13 protein-coding genes are annotated in these 15,647 nt (G+C 42.2%); 3 read left to right on the top strand and 10 right to left on the bottom strand.

Annotated elements, in window-relative coordinates:
- Positions 1-149: 149 nt before the first annotated feature.
- From R7Q11_RS04935 to R7Q11_RS04920, 4 genes are all read right to left on the bottom strand, one after another.
- Positions 150-683, bottom strand: a complete 534-nt coding sequence (locus R7Q11_RS04935; protein ID WP_025767838.1) for a hypothetical protein — start codon at positions 681-683, stop codon at positions 150-152.
- Positions 677-1,063, bottom strand: a complete 387-nt coding sequence (locus R7Q11_RS04930) for an MAPEG family protein (protein WP_005376510.1) — start codon at positions 1,061-1,063, stop codon at positions 677-679. Before R7Q11_RS04930 ends, R7Q11_RS04935 begins: the two co-directional genes overlap by 7 nt.
- 209 nt (positions 1,064-1,272) lie before the next feature.
- Positions 1,273-2,178, bottom strand: coding sequence for an EamA family transporter RarD (rarD, locus tag R7Q11_RS04925; protein WP_025767839.1), 906 nt, complete (start codon positions 2,176-2,178; stop codon positions 1,273-1,275).
- Between the two features lie 103 nt (positions 2,179-2,281).
- Positions 2,282-3,004 (bottom strand): sulfite exporter TauE/SafE family protein, encoded by a 723-nt coding sequence (locus tag R7Q11_RS04920; protein ID WP_225466245.1) that lies wholly within the window; start codon positions 3,002-3,004, stop codon positions 2,282-2,284.
- A 444-nt stretch (positions 3,005-3,448) separates the two neighbouring features.
- On the opposite strand from R7Q11_RS04920, the gene R7Q11_RS04915 reads away from it, so the two are divergent.
- Positions 3,449-3,979 carry a prepilin-type N-terminal cleavage/methylation domain-containing protein gene (locus tag R7Q11_RS04915; RefSeq protein ID WP_053303523.1) on the top strand — a complete coding sequence of 177 codons (531 nt, stop codon included), beginning with the start codon at positions 3,449-3,451 and terminating at the stop codon, positions 3,977-3,979.
- A 49-nt stretch (positions 3,980-4,028) separates the two neighbouring features.
- On the opposite strand, the gene R7Q11_RS04910 is transcribed toward R7Q11_RS04915, so the two are convergent.
- Complete coding sequence (locus R7Q11_RS04910) at positions 4,029-5,009, bottom strand: chemotaxis protein (protein ID WP_025998672.1); 981 nt, start codon at positions 5,007-5,009, stop codon at positions 4,029-4,031.
- A 682-nt stretch (positions 5,010-5,691) separates the two neighbouring features.
- On the opposite strand from R7Q11_RS04910, the gene R7Q11_RS04905 reads away from it, so the two are divergent.
- The gene (locus R7Q11_RS04905) at positions 5,692-6,300 is read left to right on the top strand and encodes a response regulator transcription factor (protein ID WP_017821556.1); all 609 of its coding nucleotides are present in this window, start codon (positions 5,692-5,694) and stop codon (positions 6,298-6,300) included.
- Here R7Q11_RS04905 and R7Q11_RS04900 read toward each other — a convergent pair.
- The 5 genes from R7Q11_RS04900 to R7Q11_RS04880 all read right to left on the bottom strand — a co-directional run bounded on the left by R7Q11_RS04900 (position 6,297) and on the right by R7Q11_RS04880 (position 14,126).
- Complete coding sequence (locus tag R7Q11_RS04900) at positions 6,297-7,184, bottom strand: LysR family transcriptional regulator (protein WP_017635345.1); 888 nt, start codon at positions 7,182-7,184, stop codon at positions 6,297-6,299. The two genes, R7Q11_RS04905 and R7Q11_RS04900, sit on opposite strands and share 4 nt — an antisense overlap.
- 157 nt (positions 7,185-7,341) lie before the next feature.
- On the bottom strand, positions 7,342-8,712 hold the full coding sequence (locus R7Q11_RS04895; RefSeq protein ID WP_225466244.1) for a GGDEF domain-containing protein: 1,371 nt from the start codon (positions 8,710-8,712) through the stop codon (positions 7,342-7,344).
- 9 nt (positions 8,713-8,721) lie between these two features.
- Complete coding sequence (locus R7Q11_RS04890) at positions 8,722-9,318, bottom strand: response regulator transcription factor (protein ID WP_017635347.1); 597 nt, start codon at positions 9,316-9,318, stop codon at positions 8,722-8,724.
- Positions 9,311-10,477, bottom strand: a complete 1,167-nt coding sequence (locus R7Q11_RS04885) for an EAL domain-containing protein (protein WP_005376519.1) — start codon at positions 10,475-10,477, stop codon at positions 9,311-9,313. Before R7Q11_RS04885 ends, R7Q11_RS04890 begins: the two co-directional genes overlap by 8 nt.
- Positions 10,461-14,126, bottom strand: a complete 3,666-nt coding sequence (locus R7Q11_RS04880) for an ATP-binding protein (RefSeq protein WP_025767845.1) — start codon at positions 14,124-14,126, stop codon at positions 10,461-10,463. The genes R7Q11_RS04885 and R7Q11_RS04880 overlap by 17 nt, the downstream gene beginning before the upstream one ends.
- A gap of 447 nt (positions 14,127-14,573) precedes the next feature.
- On the opposite strand from R7Q11_RS04880, the gene ylqF reads away from it, so the two are divergent.
- Positions 14,574-15,518, top strand: coding sequence for a ribosome biogenesis GTPase YlqF (gene ylqF, locus R7Q11_RS04875; protein WP_005376521.1), 945 nt, complete (start codon positions 14,574-14,576; stop codon positions 15,516-15,518).
- Positions 15,519-15,647 lie beyond the last annotated feature (129 nt).

Below are 15,647 nucleotides of genomic sequence, written 5' to 3'. Positions count from 1 at the left end.
GTGCCAACTTTTCAGCGCACAAAAACAGGTTGTTATTTAATCACTTTCATTAAAACTTAACCAATAGCTACTGTTTGCTCACAGAATAAATTGCAATTTGCAAACTACCATTGGCATTTCGCAATAAACCTGATCTTTAGCTCTTGCTTTTATTGCTTCCTAGCTAAGTCGCGTGCAAGGATTAACGCAAGTCCGAATACTTGCAAGAAGAGTCCGATATTCTTGTACCAAGCGATCTTTTCATCCTGCTTTGCCATTACCTCATTGAGCTCTACATTCTCAATGTAGTAATTATCGATGCGGTCTCTATACGAAGCTTGTGCCTGATTTATCTTTGACATTAGTTGCGGAAGTTGATCAATTTGTATTTCATCCGACTCGTTGTGAACCCAAGAAGATAAATGCCCTGCTAATACCTCTTCTAGCTCTAAAGGTATCGCTACGCTCTGACTTATGTGCACATGCAGCAGTAAAGCTTCTCTTTTCCTTTCTAGGGTTTCCACACTGTTCCATGCGAGTTGGATGGAATACAAGTTTTCTGCTGTTTGCTCTGCGAGCTGCGAGTGCTGTTTACCCAACTTATCAAGGACTAAGCTAGTAACGATGATCGCGCCAATATTCAGTACTAATCCAATCAGAACGAGTACCCATGGTGGTGGAATGTAACGTCGCAGACTTACCATAACTTATCGTATGGCAGGTAAATCATATTTAACACAACCAATGAAAGTATCACCAGAAATGTCACCTGCATCCCTCTAATGCGCTTTTTCAAGTCTTTTTTCAATATGCCTTTAGCATGAATAACTCGACCAATTACAAAAATAATACCGGTGAGATGTATCCATGTTGGGTAAGCACTATTGAATTCTAAAAGTGCCATTAAAATCAGGGTGATGGGGATATATTCTGTCGCATTACTCTGGGCACTACGAGCAATTTGTAGAGCCTCTACCCCACCATCGGCATAAGCAATTTGATTTAAGCGACGTTGCTTAATTACTTGAACAGCCAACCAAATAATGAGTATTGCGAGAATGTTGGCATACAGAGCAGTGATCATATGTCGTCCTTCTTGATCTGGTTTTCACTTATATAAGCGTGTCACTTGGCTATAACTATAGCGGTATCATTATGATAATGCGTAAAATAATCTCAAGTTATGATTTCTATTCAGGCAAAAAACGAAAGCCAATGCTTCATGACATTAAAAATGCCCTCGAATGGAGGGCATAAGAATAAAGAAGCTAATATGTGAGAATATTGAAACCACTATAAGGGGTGTTTGACCAGCTTTTTGCGCCGATGCCCTTTGATAATACTTTCAAAAATGGTGAACAACAGCCCTACCCAAATAAATGCAAAGGTCACCGCTTTCACTTCGTCAAACAACTCGCCAAAAAACATAACTGCCAACACAAACTGCAAGCTTGGCTCGATGTATTGCATTAGACCGACGGTTGATAAATTAGTTATACGTATTGCGATAGAATAAAATACAAGTGGTAAAAGTGTGATAGGTGCACTGCCAAAATACAAAAGCAATGTTTTGGTATCTGTGCCCGAAGCCAGTTCACCAGTTGCCCATTGTTTATAGAGCAAATATGCGAGTGCAACTGGAGTCAGTAACAACGCCTCAACAAACAAGGTTGTACTCCAGTCATAATTTATCTTCTTCTTGTAAAGCCCATACAAAGCAAAGAACAACCCCATCGTTAGTGCGATAACGGGCAGCTGACCATAGTGAATCACTTGATACATAACACCAATTGTTGCCAGCACGATTGCAATAAGTTTGCCTTTTGAGAGCTTATCCCCAAGAATAAATACGCCTAGTGCAACAGATACTAATGGCCCAATAAAGAAGCCTAAGCTGGCATCAATGACCCGATGATGGGTCAAAGCCCAAGTGAACGCACTCCAAGAAATACACATCAAACTGCTCGCCACAAACGTGTACCACAAGGATTTTTTATCAAGCCAGATTTCTTTCCAATTCAACCCTCGACGGGTTATCCCAAGTACAATTAGAAACCCGACAGGTACAGACCCAATGATTCGCCATGCTAGCAACTCATCCATAGAAGCATTTGGTAAATAACGATAATAAATTGGTAGCAATCCCCAGATCACAAAGGAGAATGCTGCCATAAAAGTGCCATAACGAGTGTTATTCATAAAACTATCGCCCATCTAAACGACCAAATTTGGCGTAAGTAAACAAGTCCGCCATACATAAAAAGGAATGCAATCCCGCAGTGACTTTATGATGCAGATGGCATTATTGGCTCAACGCTTGTACGACGGCGGTAAAGCCACTCACAAAACACAACATAAGTGCCCCAAACCGAATCTTTTCTTTTGGTAACGACTGGGTAGTTTTCATTGCTAGCCAGTAACCAAGCGCCGCAGCAGGTAATAGAGGAATAGTAATGACCAAATGATGCAATGTGAAGAAGCCCACTGGGATTTGTACTATTAGTGAAATAATCGAACTGAAAACAAAAAAAGCCGATAAGTTGCCGCGTAACTGATTTGCTTCTTGATGCTGCAACAATAACGCCATCGGAGGGCCTCCAATCGCAGAACTGGTACCAAACAACCCAGAAAAGAAACCAACACATGTCATACGCGAAGGCGTAGGCTCAACCCGAAACGGTAAAACACTCACCACGACTGCAAACAGCACCAACAAACCAATCCAAAGCGTGAGAGTTTGTGTAGATACAAAAAAGAGTAGCAAGCCACCAGCAATTGATCCCGGCACTCGCCCAATCAACGCCATCTTTAAGCCGCCGATCTCAACACTACTGCGGTGCTTCATCGCATTCATCAACGAAATAAATAACGCGACTAAACAGATTGGCGCAGGAACATATTCTGGCGCCCAAAGAATCAGTAAAGGTGCGGCAACAATAGCCAAGCCAAAACCGATTGCGGTCTGGACATAAGAGCCAAGAAATATCAAACCTATTGCAAGGAAGTTTATCGAATCGAATTCCATTTAGATTATTCTTATATTTGAAAAATAAACACAAAACCAAAGCACATTCGCATGATGAATGCCTCAGGCACACTGCGATATGAATTCCGCGTAGCATTCATCAAAGTGAATAAAAAGACAATCCATTTGTGCGGTTCGCCCTCATTTGCATTTTGTATTTCATTCCGCTGATGTACATGTTTGCTTACATCGAAGAGGATTCATGCTCGCCTGTTCACGCAGCATTTCTTCAACGGAATTAATGACCTCTTAAAATCTAGCAGAATTAGACCCGTGAATTCTCCATTGCATTTAATGGATTCAGTCAATTAGTGCGGCGTCGGTATAGCACTTTACAACTCACCTCCTTATACTACTGATCAATTTATCATTACCGTGCTTATTTACACAATAAACAAGTGTACGGTCAGTGTTTTTCTACCTTTAACTTGCTGTGAAAATAATATGAAAAAACAAACGGGATTTACTCTAATAGAGTTAGTCGTAGTTATTGTCGTGCTCGGTATTCTTGCTGTCACTGCCGCGCCACGCTTTTTAAACCTTCAAAGTGATGCACGTGAAGCTCGTTTGGAAGGAATGAAAGGCGCTATTGCGTCAGCATTAGGCGTCGGTTATGGGAAAATGGCGATTGCGGGATTGGAAAGCAAGCCTTACGTTTCAAACTTCGTAGACAGTGCTTTAATGGCAGATTTACCATTTGACGGCTGTAATATTGGTGGTTCAAAGCGCTGTGTTTTTTTATATGGATATCCTGATTCTGATAGCGAATCGATGAAGTTACTCGTGCAAGGACTGAACGAAGAAGACTCGGATTGGAAAACATTTCATCACCCGGCTGGTTCAACAACTCGCGAAATGGTCATTGCTGCAGCCGACGAAAAAAGAGCTAGCCTTACACAATGTGGAATTTTATATGGGCCACCGCAGACTCCAAACAAGAGTTACACCTTAGATATTCTTCCCTGCCCTCAATAAAAATAAGGCTGCCAATCGGCAGCCTTATTTGTTTCATCTGATCGGTTTTTTACGCAAAGTTAAACACGTATTTATCCATCATATTCACCATGCGGCCAATCTCTGGCTTGGTAATCGTATCATTTGCGCCAAGAGATAGTGCTTTCGCTCGGTTATCCTCACTCATCAATGACGAGAACATAATGATCGGCATTTCATGAAACGCTTCGGTATCGCGTAGTCTCTTCACTAAGTGCATACCATCCATTCGAGGCATTTCTACGTCCGTAACCACCGCATCTAATAGCTCTTTGACTGGCAAGTTTTCTTCTTTCGCAACCTCGATCAAGCTCATCAACTTCTCATGCGCCTCACCACCGTCTTTACATGTGATCACATTGTAGCCTGAAGAAGCTAATGTATCTTGGATCAAAGAGCGAATAAATGCTGAGTCATCCACCACCATGATCGTTTTAGCATTACGCTTACCGACCATTCTCTGGTTGAGATCCACCGACTTGTCCCCTTTCACATCGTATTTTTCCATACTCAATTCTGGGTTGATGTCTGCGATGATTTTTTCAAAGTCGAGAATCATGATCAGGTTGCCTTCTTTACGGACAACGGCTACTACACAATCTTGTTCGCCCGCTTCCAAAAACTGACTTGGTGATTCCACATCATTCCAAGAGATACGATGAATACGCGAAATGCTGTCAATTAAGAAGCCATTGGTCATTTTGTTGAAATCCGTAACGATTACAAACTTGCGCTCCAGATCTTGTCGTGTTGGCACACCTAACCAACCAGCTAAATCCACTAAAGGCGTCAGTACATCTCTGGATGAGAACACACCAATCATATGAGGTTGTGCGTTTGGATAATCGGTTGTTTCTGGCACGCGAATCACTTCTCGTACTTTCGCAACGTTAATGCCGTAATAACAAGTTTTTGTGCTGCCATCTGGCAATGTTTTTTCTAAATGAAACTCGATGATTTCAAGCTCATTGGTACCACTTTCTGTCAAAATGGTGCTGGTTACGTTACTCATAAAGCCAATTATCCAACCAAAAATACGCATCAGAAAAAGTTTGATGCAAACGCCATGAGAAGCCATTCTCTGGCTAAAAATCCAAAAGTCCTTTTTAGTCGTTACAACAAAATTTGTAAACCATCAAAAGGACGGCTAACGCACATTTCCATACCAAACCATGTAAAATTGTCTCATTTTTGAACACGACATTATGAGTGGCCAAAGTGCGAATTAACACCTCCACTTTTAGCGGCCGAGTCAATGAAAAGTTTAGAAATAATTTGAAGTGATGTTCAGCGTCAATAGCCAAACCTATCCAACAGATATCAGTGCAAAGTTGGCTAGCGTGCTCATGCCTGGTGTAGAACAAGCTCTCTTCAAGTGGCATGGTATAAAACTGCGCTTGTGAACACGGGTTTAAATCGAAGCGCTAGAGGCATCGCAAGAAAATCTGAAGGCATAGAACACTGAAAGAACACTTTCAGTTTGTTAGTTTTCTGTCAGCGTAAGTTTTAAGCAATCATCCTATCACTAGGTATTTCAATACCTGACATCGCTATTCCCATAATCAAGACACTGATTTTCACTTTTGGAAATAGTCATTTTCCTTCCTCTTAGCAAGGTTTTTCCTACAATCCTATTCATCCAATTGCGCTGTCGCCTGACAGCACACTAGTTGATGTATTAGGTGAGGTTAACTTTGAATAATGTTCTTATTATCGACGCTCAACCATTGTATAGCGAAGCACTTGCTTCTCTAGTTGAATCTGTAATCAACGCAGCTGAAGTGATTCAAACCACTGACAGTGCGGAAGTGATGGATCTTGTTCGAGGCCAAAAGATTGATTTGATTATTCTAGACGTAGTGCTTGGCGATCGCGATGGTATGCGTTTAGCCAAAAACATTTTAGCGACGGGATATCGTGGCCGACTGTTATTTGTTTCTTCACGCGACTACTCGAGTCTTTCTAAAGCAGCGTACGAAATGGGTGCAAACGGCTTCTTAAGCAAACATGAAACAAGAGAGACCATTATCGACGCAATTGTGAGTGTTTCACGCGGTTACTCAATGTTTAAGTCGACTCACACACCATCGTCGGGTAACGTAACACTCTCAAATCGCGAAGCCATGGTGTTCCATTATCTTGTACAAGGCTACTCAAATAAGAAGATTTCTGAACAACTTTCACTCAGCGCTAAAACAATCAGCACCTACAAAACGCGTATTCTGAAAAAGTACCATGCGGACACGTTGATTGAACTTCTGCATACTATTCCTCAGTCAGAAAACATTGAGTTTTGCCGCTAAGCGCTCATGTATTTTGCAATAGCACCGATTAACAACTGGTGCATTGCATCATGTCTTAAGCTTTGCTTCACCTGTACAACCACTTTTGGCCAGCCATCTGGGTAAAAATGCTCTGGCACTCTTATAAATTTATATCCATCAATTGGCGCCTGATATTCAAGTAGCACGGTTGCGGCGCTTTTTTGCTTAATTAGCTTCAATACGCTGCTTACGTTGTCTAGAGCCGCAATACGGTTGATGACCATACCGTGGCTTTCCATTGCACGCTTAACGAGCTGCTCTTTCTCTTTCCAACCGATAATCTCTAACATGATAAAGGGAAGTTTGGCCGCTTCTTCCAGGGTGGTAATTCCCAGCTCTTCAGGGACAACTACCACAGCAGGCGCATAGCCGATGAACTTCTGATAAACAGATTTCGGAACATCCTCGTTGAAGTAATGTAACTGCGCATCCACTTTGCCTAGGATTATCTCTTCTATCGTATACTCTGTAATCGTTGCTATCGAAATGTGCGCCTTGGGAAACAGCGCCATTAAATCCATTGCAAGTAAATGCCCAAATGAGTATTGAGCGGTTTGCGGTAAACAAATGGTGATGTCTTTTTCGTAATTTTCCGGTTCAAACTCATCTCTAATTAGACAAGTTTCAAGCTTCTCGAGTGCATCGGAAATTTTAGGTAATTGACGTTTTAAATAGTCCGTTGGTTCCATGTGATGAGGATGCCGAATAAACAATTCATCGTTTAGCTGGAGTCGCAATCGGGCAAGGTATTTGCTAATTGACGCTTCACTCTTCCCCATCGCTTTCGCAACGGGCTTAAGCTGACGGTGCTTATCCAGTAAGACAAGTATTTTAAGTAAGTTTAAGTCGAGATCTTTGTTCACGTGCGACACCAGATGTAAGGTCGAGAATAAATAGAGCAATCACTATTTGTTGACTGCTCTAATATAAAAGACCACTCATTCTGTTTGGTCAAATTAATCAAACAGTTATGTCATGGTTATGTTCCGTAACTTAACATTGAGTCAATACTAGCGCTGCTTAATGGGACTTTTGTCTGTGTTTTTTCATCTCATAGAGACCTTCATCTGCACGTACAATAACGTCCTGAAGCGTTTCGTGTAATTCATTCGCCGCGATACCAGTACTCACACTAACTTCGATATCCAAGGTCTTTAGTCGGTTATCTTTAACGACACTACGAAGCTTCTTCGCCAATATTGAAGATTGACTGATACTGCAACCCGGCAGAATCGCAACAAACTCATCACCACCAGTTCGAACTAGATAATCACTATTTCGAAACACTTTAGACATAGCATCAGCAATAATTCCAATAACTTCGTCCCCTACATGGTGACCGTAATGGTCATTGATTCGCTTGATCCTATCGCCATCTATTGCAATGACGGAATATGGCGCGGTTTCCAAACGACGTTTGAACTCGCTATCTTGAAAAACTCTGCGGTTAAACAATCCCGTTAAATCATCTTTCGTCACGTTCGTCAGTGCCTTAGCGAGGCGAAGTTTGCTCTCTTTAGATTCATAAGCTTTGTTGTAATACGCTAAGGTTACGAAAAAGAAGATGATAAACAAGAACACGTAATCCAATACAATTTTACTGAATGGGTACATGTAAACGATAAGATTGTTGTTGTCTGCAACATATGATTGGGTGTACGCGAATGATGGAAAGGGGTAGCCAGCGAAATAAATCACCATTTGCTTGTTCCCATTCGCTATTTGAACATCTACCGCTTTCCCATCATTGTAAAGCGGCGAGAGGTACAATTGTTCCGAGAACTCCCCCACTAACTCACCTTGAAAGTAAACCGGACTCATGATGCTTATCGCCATGTCATCGGAGTATGTCGTTTTAAATGGTAGGGAAAACAATACCCGGTCCGTCAGTTGCTCTTTCCACGCAGCTAACACACAAGAATAATTACTTTTACACCAATCAACATCAAATGTGGCTTTCACTCCCTCTAACGCTTCAATCGGTCTCTCTAAGATGAGTTTGTTTCCAGTATAAGAACGAAAATACATAACGGCATTTTGTCGATTGAACGCATTTGATAAATACGCTTCAGCCTGATGAAGCGATTTCCGTGCAACAGATTCAACGTAATTGAGTTTTTCATAAGGTGACAGGGAGTAAATCGCATCTTGAAAGCTCAGCTCTGTTTGCGCTTCTACTTCACTCACGCTCATGCCTTTGTATTGCTCGAGCTGCGCTTCCGTCAATAGCCCCACGAGAATCACTTTTTGTTTTATTTTGGCTAAATTATTCGCGTAAGTGTTGAACTGCTTTACTTCATAAGAAATTAACACCGCACCAATCATTGTGACAGAAGTGACGAATAGTAATGTTGCGATGAAAAGAGACAACGCGATACTTTTAAGTGTCATGATGCGGTCTTACGCCCCCGCCACTCTTGTTAGCTCAACAATGTTCTTTACGTTAAATTTATCCAATAGACGACGTTTGTATGTGCTGACTGTTTTGTCACTTATTGATAGCACTGAAGCGATTTCTCGATTGGACTTTCCTTGTAATAAATACTTCATTACTGCGCTTTCTCTGCTTGAAAGTTGTGGCATTTCTCGAACGCTATTAACAACTTGCTTAAATTTGAAGAAGGTATACCCCTTCTCTACCGCTTCTATCGCGTCTTTAAGAATGTCGTGATTTTCCGATTTACACACATAGCCATCAGCGCCAGAACGAAAAGCCATTTGGCTGTACATTTGGCTAGTTTCAGCGGAGAAGAAAATGACTTTGCCTTCATAACCATGGGATTTGATACGTTTGTAGAAATCAAACCCATCGCAATCTGCCAAGTTCACATCTAAGATCAACAGTTGAATTTCTTCCTTTTTCAATATTTGTAATGCCATCTTCGCTGATGTTGCAGTAAATACCCCATTTGTTTTCCCTAACTCTTCCAACAATGACTTGATTGCAACACAAACGAGAGGATGATCGTCAAAGATCAAGTAATTCAATTTATTCATATCTTTCATTTAGTATGGTTATGGCTTCTAGTGGCATGGGTTTATCAATGTAGAAGCCTTGGCAAAGATCAATCCCATACTCACGTATCGCTTGCAGTGTGACTTCGTCTTCAATACCTTCCGCGACCAGTCGTATATTTAAACTTTTCGCTAACGCGCAAATAGCAACAACGATGTTGCGTTTTTTGATGTCGCATTCGACACCTTGTACAAACGAACGATCGATTTTTAACTCGTTGAATGGCAGTTGAGCCAGTTTTTCAAACGTCGATGACCCCGTGCCAAAATCATCTATTGAGACAGTGACACCGTTCATCCTCAACTTGAGTAAATTCTTGTACAGGGACGCGCTAGTCTGAAATGTATCTCGCTCTGTAATTTCAATGGTGATTTGTGATGGGTCAATTTCGCTCTCTAAACATTGCTGTAAAAAGTAATGAGAGAACGCCGTATCTTCTAAGTTTTCATGGTCTACATTGATGGATACGTTTTGCGTCAATCCGCGGTGTTTCATGTCATAGATAACATTACTCAATACAGCTTGAAACAACTCTCCAGAAAGGCGGCAACGCTCTACAATTGGCAAAAAATAATGAGGGGGTAACACACCATAAATAGGATGATTCCAACGCGCGAGCGCTTCATACCCAAGCACTTCCCCACTTTGCACATCGACTAAAGGCTGGTAATAATTTTTCACTCGCCCTTCAGCCAGAGCAAACAGGAATTCTTGATCTTCCACTTCAATAGGTTGAGCAAAGCTGACTTGTTTCGCTTTTTCATCTTTTATTTTACCCAACAAATCAACGACTTCATTTTCATCGTATGGCTTAGGCAGCTTCCCTAATACTTCAAAGCTAAATCCCTCGCACATGGCTCTTACCGCAGAAATAATGGTCAATTCCATTGCACTGACCAGTACAACTTGCCCCTGGTACTGGACTTTATCGAGCATTTCCATCATATCGATGCCGTCTTTTCCGGGCATTTGGATATCACAAAAAATTACGTCAAAATGTTGTTCCTGCACACTCTGAATAGCAGCATCCACACAGTTAAAGGGGATGACTTGCGCGCAATAGCGATCCAATATTTGCGAAAGTATTGTGGTTTGTAGCGGATGGTCATCAATCACCATCACATTAAGTTGTGTATTCATTTGTCTCTACCCAATAGTTTATGTTTTCGATCTCCTGCTCGATTCGTAAAATTAGCTCCGCTGTTCGCCTGTCAAACTCCGCAGCACTAACTCGTTCTGCCTCAATACAAAGCTCAGTCAGCATGCTTACCCCTATCGCCCCAACCGCTCCTTTGATGCCATGAATGACCCGTTTTTTGTCTCGCTCAGTCGATGCGGCGTTTAAGTTTTTTATATCTGTAGACATTGATTGACTAAACACGCGCGCAATCTCTTTTGCGTCCTGTGCTTTGAACCGTTTAATCCAGCCGGGCAGCCTACCCCTCTCTTTTTCGCCAATAAATGGAATCAAAACGGTTTTTAATTGATTAAGGTCATAGGGCTTGTAGAGCACATCATCAATGCCGATATCCTGTGTACGTTCAATGGCAAGACGAGCATCTTCTGCTGTCACACCGATGATTGGAATTGCTTTAAATTCGGAGTTTTTCACGTGCCTAACAAGCTCATAGCCATCCATTTCTGGCATATGAAAATCGGTCAGCAGCAACACAACGTTTTCATCTTGGTTGATGTATTCCCATGCTTCGCGGCCGTTATTCACAATGACAGGTTCGATTCCAAGTTCATGAAGCTGCATTGCTATCACACTTTGGTTAATGGGATTATCTTCTGCGACCAGTACCGTGCCGAGAACCCAAGAAACCACTTCTTGATTTGCGTCACTAAGCTTGGTTTCTTGCTGCGTTTGGCTGAGCAAATTGAACAATGTATCTGGATATTGAAGCTCTCTTAGCGTAAGACTGCCAAGTACCCTTTGTTCGTCACGCAGCATTAGGCCATTAAAACTGGCATCGCTGTCGTGTATAGGGTGAAGGTTCGCCACCATTGTTTTTAACGTCGCTGGACGCATTTTCCACGCGTCACACCACTGGCGAACATTAAGTGGTAAGCTCTCGCTATACGTCCAGTTCAAACAAACGTCTGGCTCAGAGTCGCAATGCTCAATTGGCAGTCTGACGGTAATCGTCGTGCCCAAGCCAAATTGTGAATCGATGCAGAGCACGCCGCCCATGCTGTCGATCAATCGGTCAACAATGCTTAGCCCCAATCCAGTACCGCCATATTTACGCGTAATAGTGTCATCCGCTTGAACAAAAGGATTGAGAATGCCTTCGAGTTGGTCATCCGTCATGCCGATACCTGAATCCGCCACTTTCAAAATAAGCTGCTTTTCATGAAGAATGACACTGATTCCAACCTCTCCTTCGGCAGTGAATTTCACCGCATTGGAGAGCAGATTGGTGGTAATTTGCACCAATCGCAGCGCGTCGATTTCAATGAAAGCATTCGAAAATGGTTTGATTGTCACTTTGTAATCCAAACCTTTCGCAAGCGCTCGTGGTTCAAAGCTTCGAAACACATCGCACAAGGTTTTAAGCAAGTCGGTCTTAACTGGGGCGACGGTTAAGTGCCCTGCCTCTAACTTTGAATAATCCAGTACTTCGTCTACTAGCGTATTCAAATGATTGAGCGAGCGTATGGCTTGGGCAATTAACTCGCGATTTGAATCTGCCATCACTTGGCGATTTAGCAAATCGAGGATGCCGTGTGCTGCCGACAATGGCGTTCTTAATTCGTGACTCATGGTTGCCAAAAAGTTTTCGCGCGCACGTACCGCGGTTTGCGCTTCTTTTTGCGCATCGATTAACGCCTGCTCACGTTCTTTTTGCTGGGTAATATCTTGAATAACAGTCAGTACAAACTTGTTCTTACCGCTAGGAGAAGCGATGACTTTGCGTTCTCGATATACATGTTTAATATCAAGTTCACAGCCCGACGAGGCAACCTCTTCTGAAATACGCTTTCCAGCAATAACAGTGGTTAGTTCATCAAAATTATTCACCAGAGGAGCGTGCGCAGAATCACTTTTCAACTTACATTGTTGGCACTGTTTACTGTTGTAGTTGGCACAATTGCTCATCTCCATATGGTTATTTTCACTATGGATAAAAACCAAGCTATTGATCTCTTTGATGATGTCCATCAGCCATTGCTTTTCCGCTTCCTCATTGTCAGCATTAAATTCGGCTAACCTCACTTTAAGTCGCATGTGAGATAAGATGAAATACGTCGCAATTAACATGAGACAGAATATGAATGAACCAGCAACAACAAATGTAGCGATCTGCTCCGCGTCATAGCCATAAGTCAGTTTGAAGCTTCGGTGAGAACGCAGCAGTTTTTCGATCTCGTTAGAATCAATGGTTTCGATGATGCTGTTCAACATGTGTTGCAGTTGTGTATTGTGGTTTGCAACCGCAAATGCATTAGAGAACGTCAAAACGTCCTCCGCATTGATCACCAAGCCATCGACTTGATCTTGTGCAATCATGTTGTGAACGATGTCGTCAGGAATGTAAGCCACATCCAAAACGCCCGATTTCAAATCGGTAAGCAGCTTTTTCAAATCATCATAATGATCAACTTGGCCTCGCTGCCAAGTGCCCAAATGAACTAACCCTTGCTTTTTCAAAGTGAGCAGAATACCCGCTTCTTTCAATGCAGATTTATCGCGCTTGCTCTGCTCCGCTTGGATAGCCACGTAATTACTGTGCATGAATGGTTTAGTGAACAACCAATCTGACTTAGGTAGATCACCCACATAAGAAACGGGGACTATATCAGCATCAAATGCCGTTAATCCATTGGAAAGGCTCGACGTCGGCTTCACATACTTAAAGCTCAAGCCAGTACGAGACTGCAATAAGTCGATGAAGTCTGGAAAGAAACCATCTAACTCGCCCGTTTGCGAATCTCGGTAGAGAAACGGATAAGCTTCGTCACTGCTGCTGTAAGTTATCACTAGTTTGTTTTGATGATTACGTCGGTAATCTACCAATAACTTATCACTGATATGGTAAGGATTTTTCGAGGCGACGGAGCGAATGTTTTTTCCATTTTGCTCCCACTGAAGGATTTTGTTGATGTCATCGATCAGACTTTGTTTGTCCAACGAAGCGATAAAACTCACCTCTTCGTTTTTCAACCAACTGGGAATATCGACAACCCCTTTTACAATGTCATTCAAATCCAAATATTGGGTAATACCAACATAAGTGTAAATCAGCGCGTTCGCTTTACCTCGCTTAACTTCATTAAACGCCTCTAAACGTGTTTTAACGTAATGTATCTTATCGATACCGCGTTCAGTGAGGTTGTCACAATATACACTGCCCTCAACACACACCCATTTAAGATCACGCGCATCACTATCTCGGTAAGTGGCATTCCGATACCAAACAGCGATAGTGCTCGAAAAAAAAGGCATCGAAAACAAGAAACGCTTTTCTCTTGCTGCTGTTTTACTAAATCCAACCGCACCATCAATCCTCTTGCTTTCGACATCCGCAAGTAAAGACGGAATATGCTTGTAAGTCCGAAGTTCTAACTCATAATCCAGAGCTTTAGTAATGTTAGACAAATACTCAAGACTAATTCCGTACGAAGGACCAACGCTACCGTCAAACGAGTCTTTAGCTTCGTCTTGCGCAATAACACCAACGATGACCTTCGGTTTAGGACTCTGTTTGGCAGTTGAGCAAAAAGAACTCGCTAAAAAAATTAAGGCGACGGACGATACCGTAATACTTCTAAGAATACTGAGCATGACTGCTTCCTCTGAATGGAAGCTCAGACTAGTTTTTGTCAGATAAAAGTCAAACTTCGCTCAACAGCGAAATAAAAATAACACTTTGATATAAAAGCAGAAAACCAAAATTCGTCAGAACAATCTGACAACACAATCCACCTTTGACTACACAGCGTTTGCGTTCGGTCTCTCACCCAGACGGATATTCACTGCGAGTCGGTATATATAAGAGATGTGTGCGCTTAGGTTTGCACGCCATAGCTTTTTACTTTCATCTTGAATGATTCATCATCATTCCATGATAAACTGACGCATTAACATGAAAGAAAGCTCAACTCCGCGGTTTCGAGCAGCTTGAAGTAAACACAGTTTTAGAAAATGCGTTCTAGTATTGTATTACTCAAGATTCACATTGCTACTTTTACAACCGCTGGAGCATTAGAAAAATTAAGGTATTAAATTCAAATGGTTAATAACTCAATCCAGTGGTTTCCTGGCCACATGCACAAAGCACGTAAAGAGATCGAAGAAGCAATCCCTCAAGTGGATGTGATCATCGAAGTACTGGATGCTCGTATTCCTTTCAGTAGTGAAAACCCTTTGATTTCTCAAATCCGTGGTGACAAACCTGTCGTTAAAGTTTTGAACAAACGTGATTTGGCCGATCCAGAGTTAACTCAACTGTGGATTGAGCACTTGGAGCAAGAGCAACATGTAAAAGCAATGGCGATCACGACTTCTGAACCACAAGAAGTGCATCGAATCATGGAGCTTTGTCGCAAACTTGCCCCACACCGAGAAGAAATTGGTAAAAACATTCGCACCATGATCATGGGCATCCCAAACGTTGGAAAGTCGACGATCATTAACACCCTCGCAGGTCGAACAATCGCTGTAACAGGTAACCAACCCGCGGTTACACGTCGTCAACAACGTATCAACCTGCAAAATGGCATCGTATTATCTGATACTCCAGGAATTTTATGGCCAAAAGTGGAAAATCCACACAGTGGCTTCCGCCTTGCGGCTACCGGCGCGGTAAAAGATACAGCGATGGAATATGACGAAGTCGCATTCTATACCATTGAATACCTAGCAGCTCATTATGCAGACAAGCTTAAAGAGCGTTATCAAATTGAAGAGCTTCCAGAATCAGATATCGAGATCATGGAAGAAATTGGTCGTCGCCGCGGTGCACTACGTGCAGGTGGACGTGTTGACTTGCACAAAGTATCAGAGATCTTATTGCACGAACTTCGTCAAGGCACTTTGGGCCAAATTACATTAGAACGCCCAGAAATGATCACTCAAGAGCTGATTGAAGTCGAGATTGAGACCGCCCGTAAAGAAGAAGAAAAAGCGAAGCGTAAAGAAGAGCGTCGTAAGCGCTATTTACGTAATAAGCGATAAGCTTGTCTCTTATCTACTCATGTTTCAAGGCGCGATTTTCGCGCCTTTTTTGTTTTCAGCCCTAAACCACCTACTTCAGTAGGTGGTTATCATCCGTTTCGGCTTTGCCTGTAAAACTACTCATGCTAA

This window comes from Vibrio sp. 970, assembly GCF_033339075.1.
The sequence above is the reverse complement of the archived record's forward strand: the minus strand, read 5'-3'. Positions and strand labels throughout refer to the sequence as shown.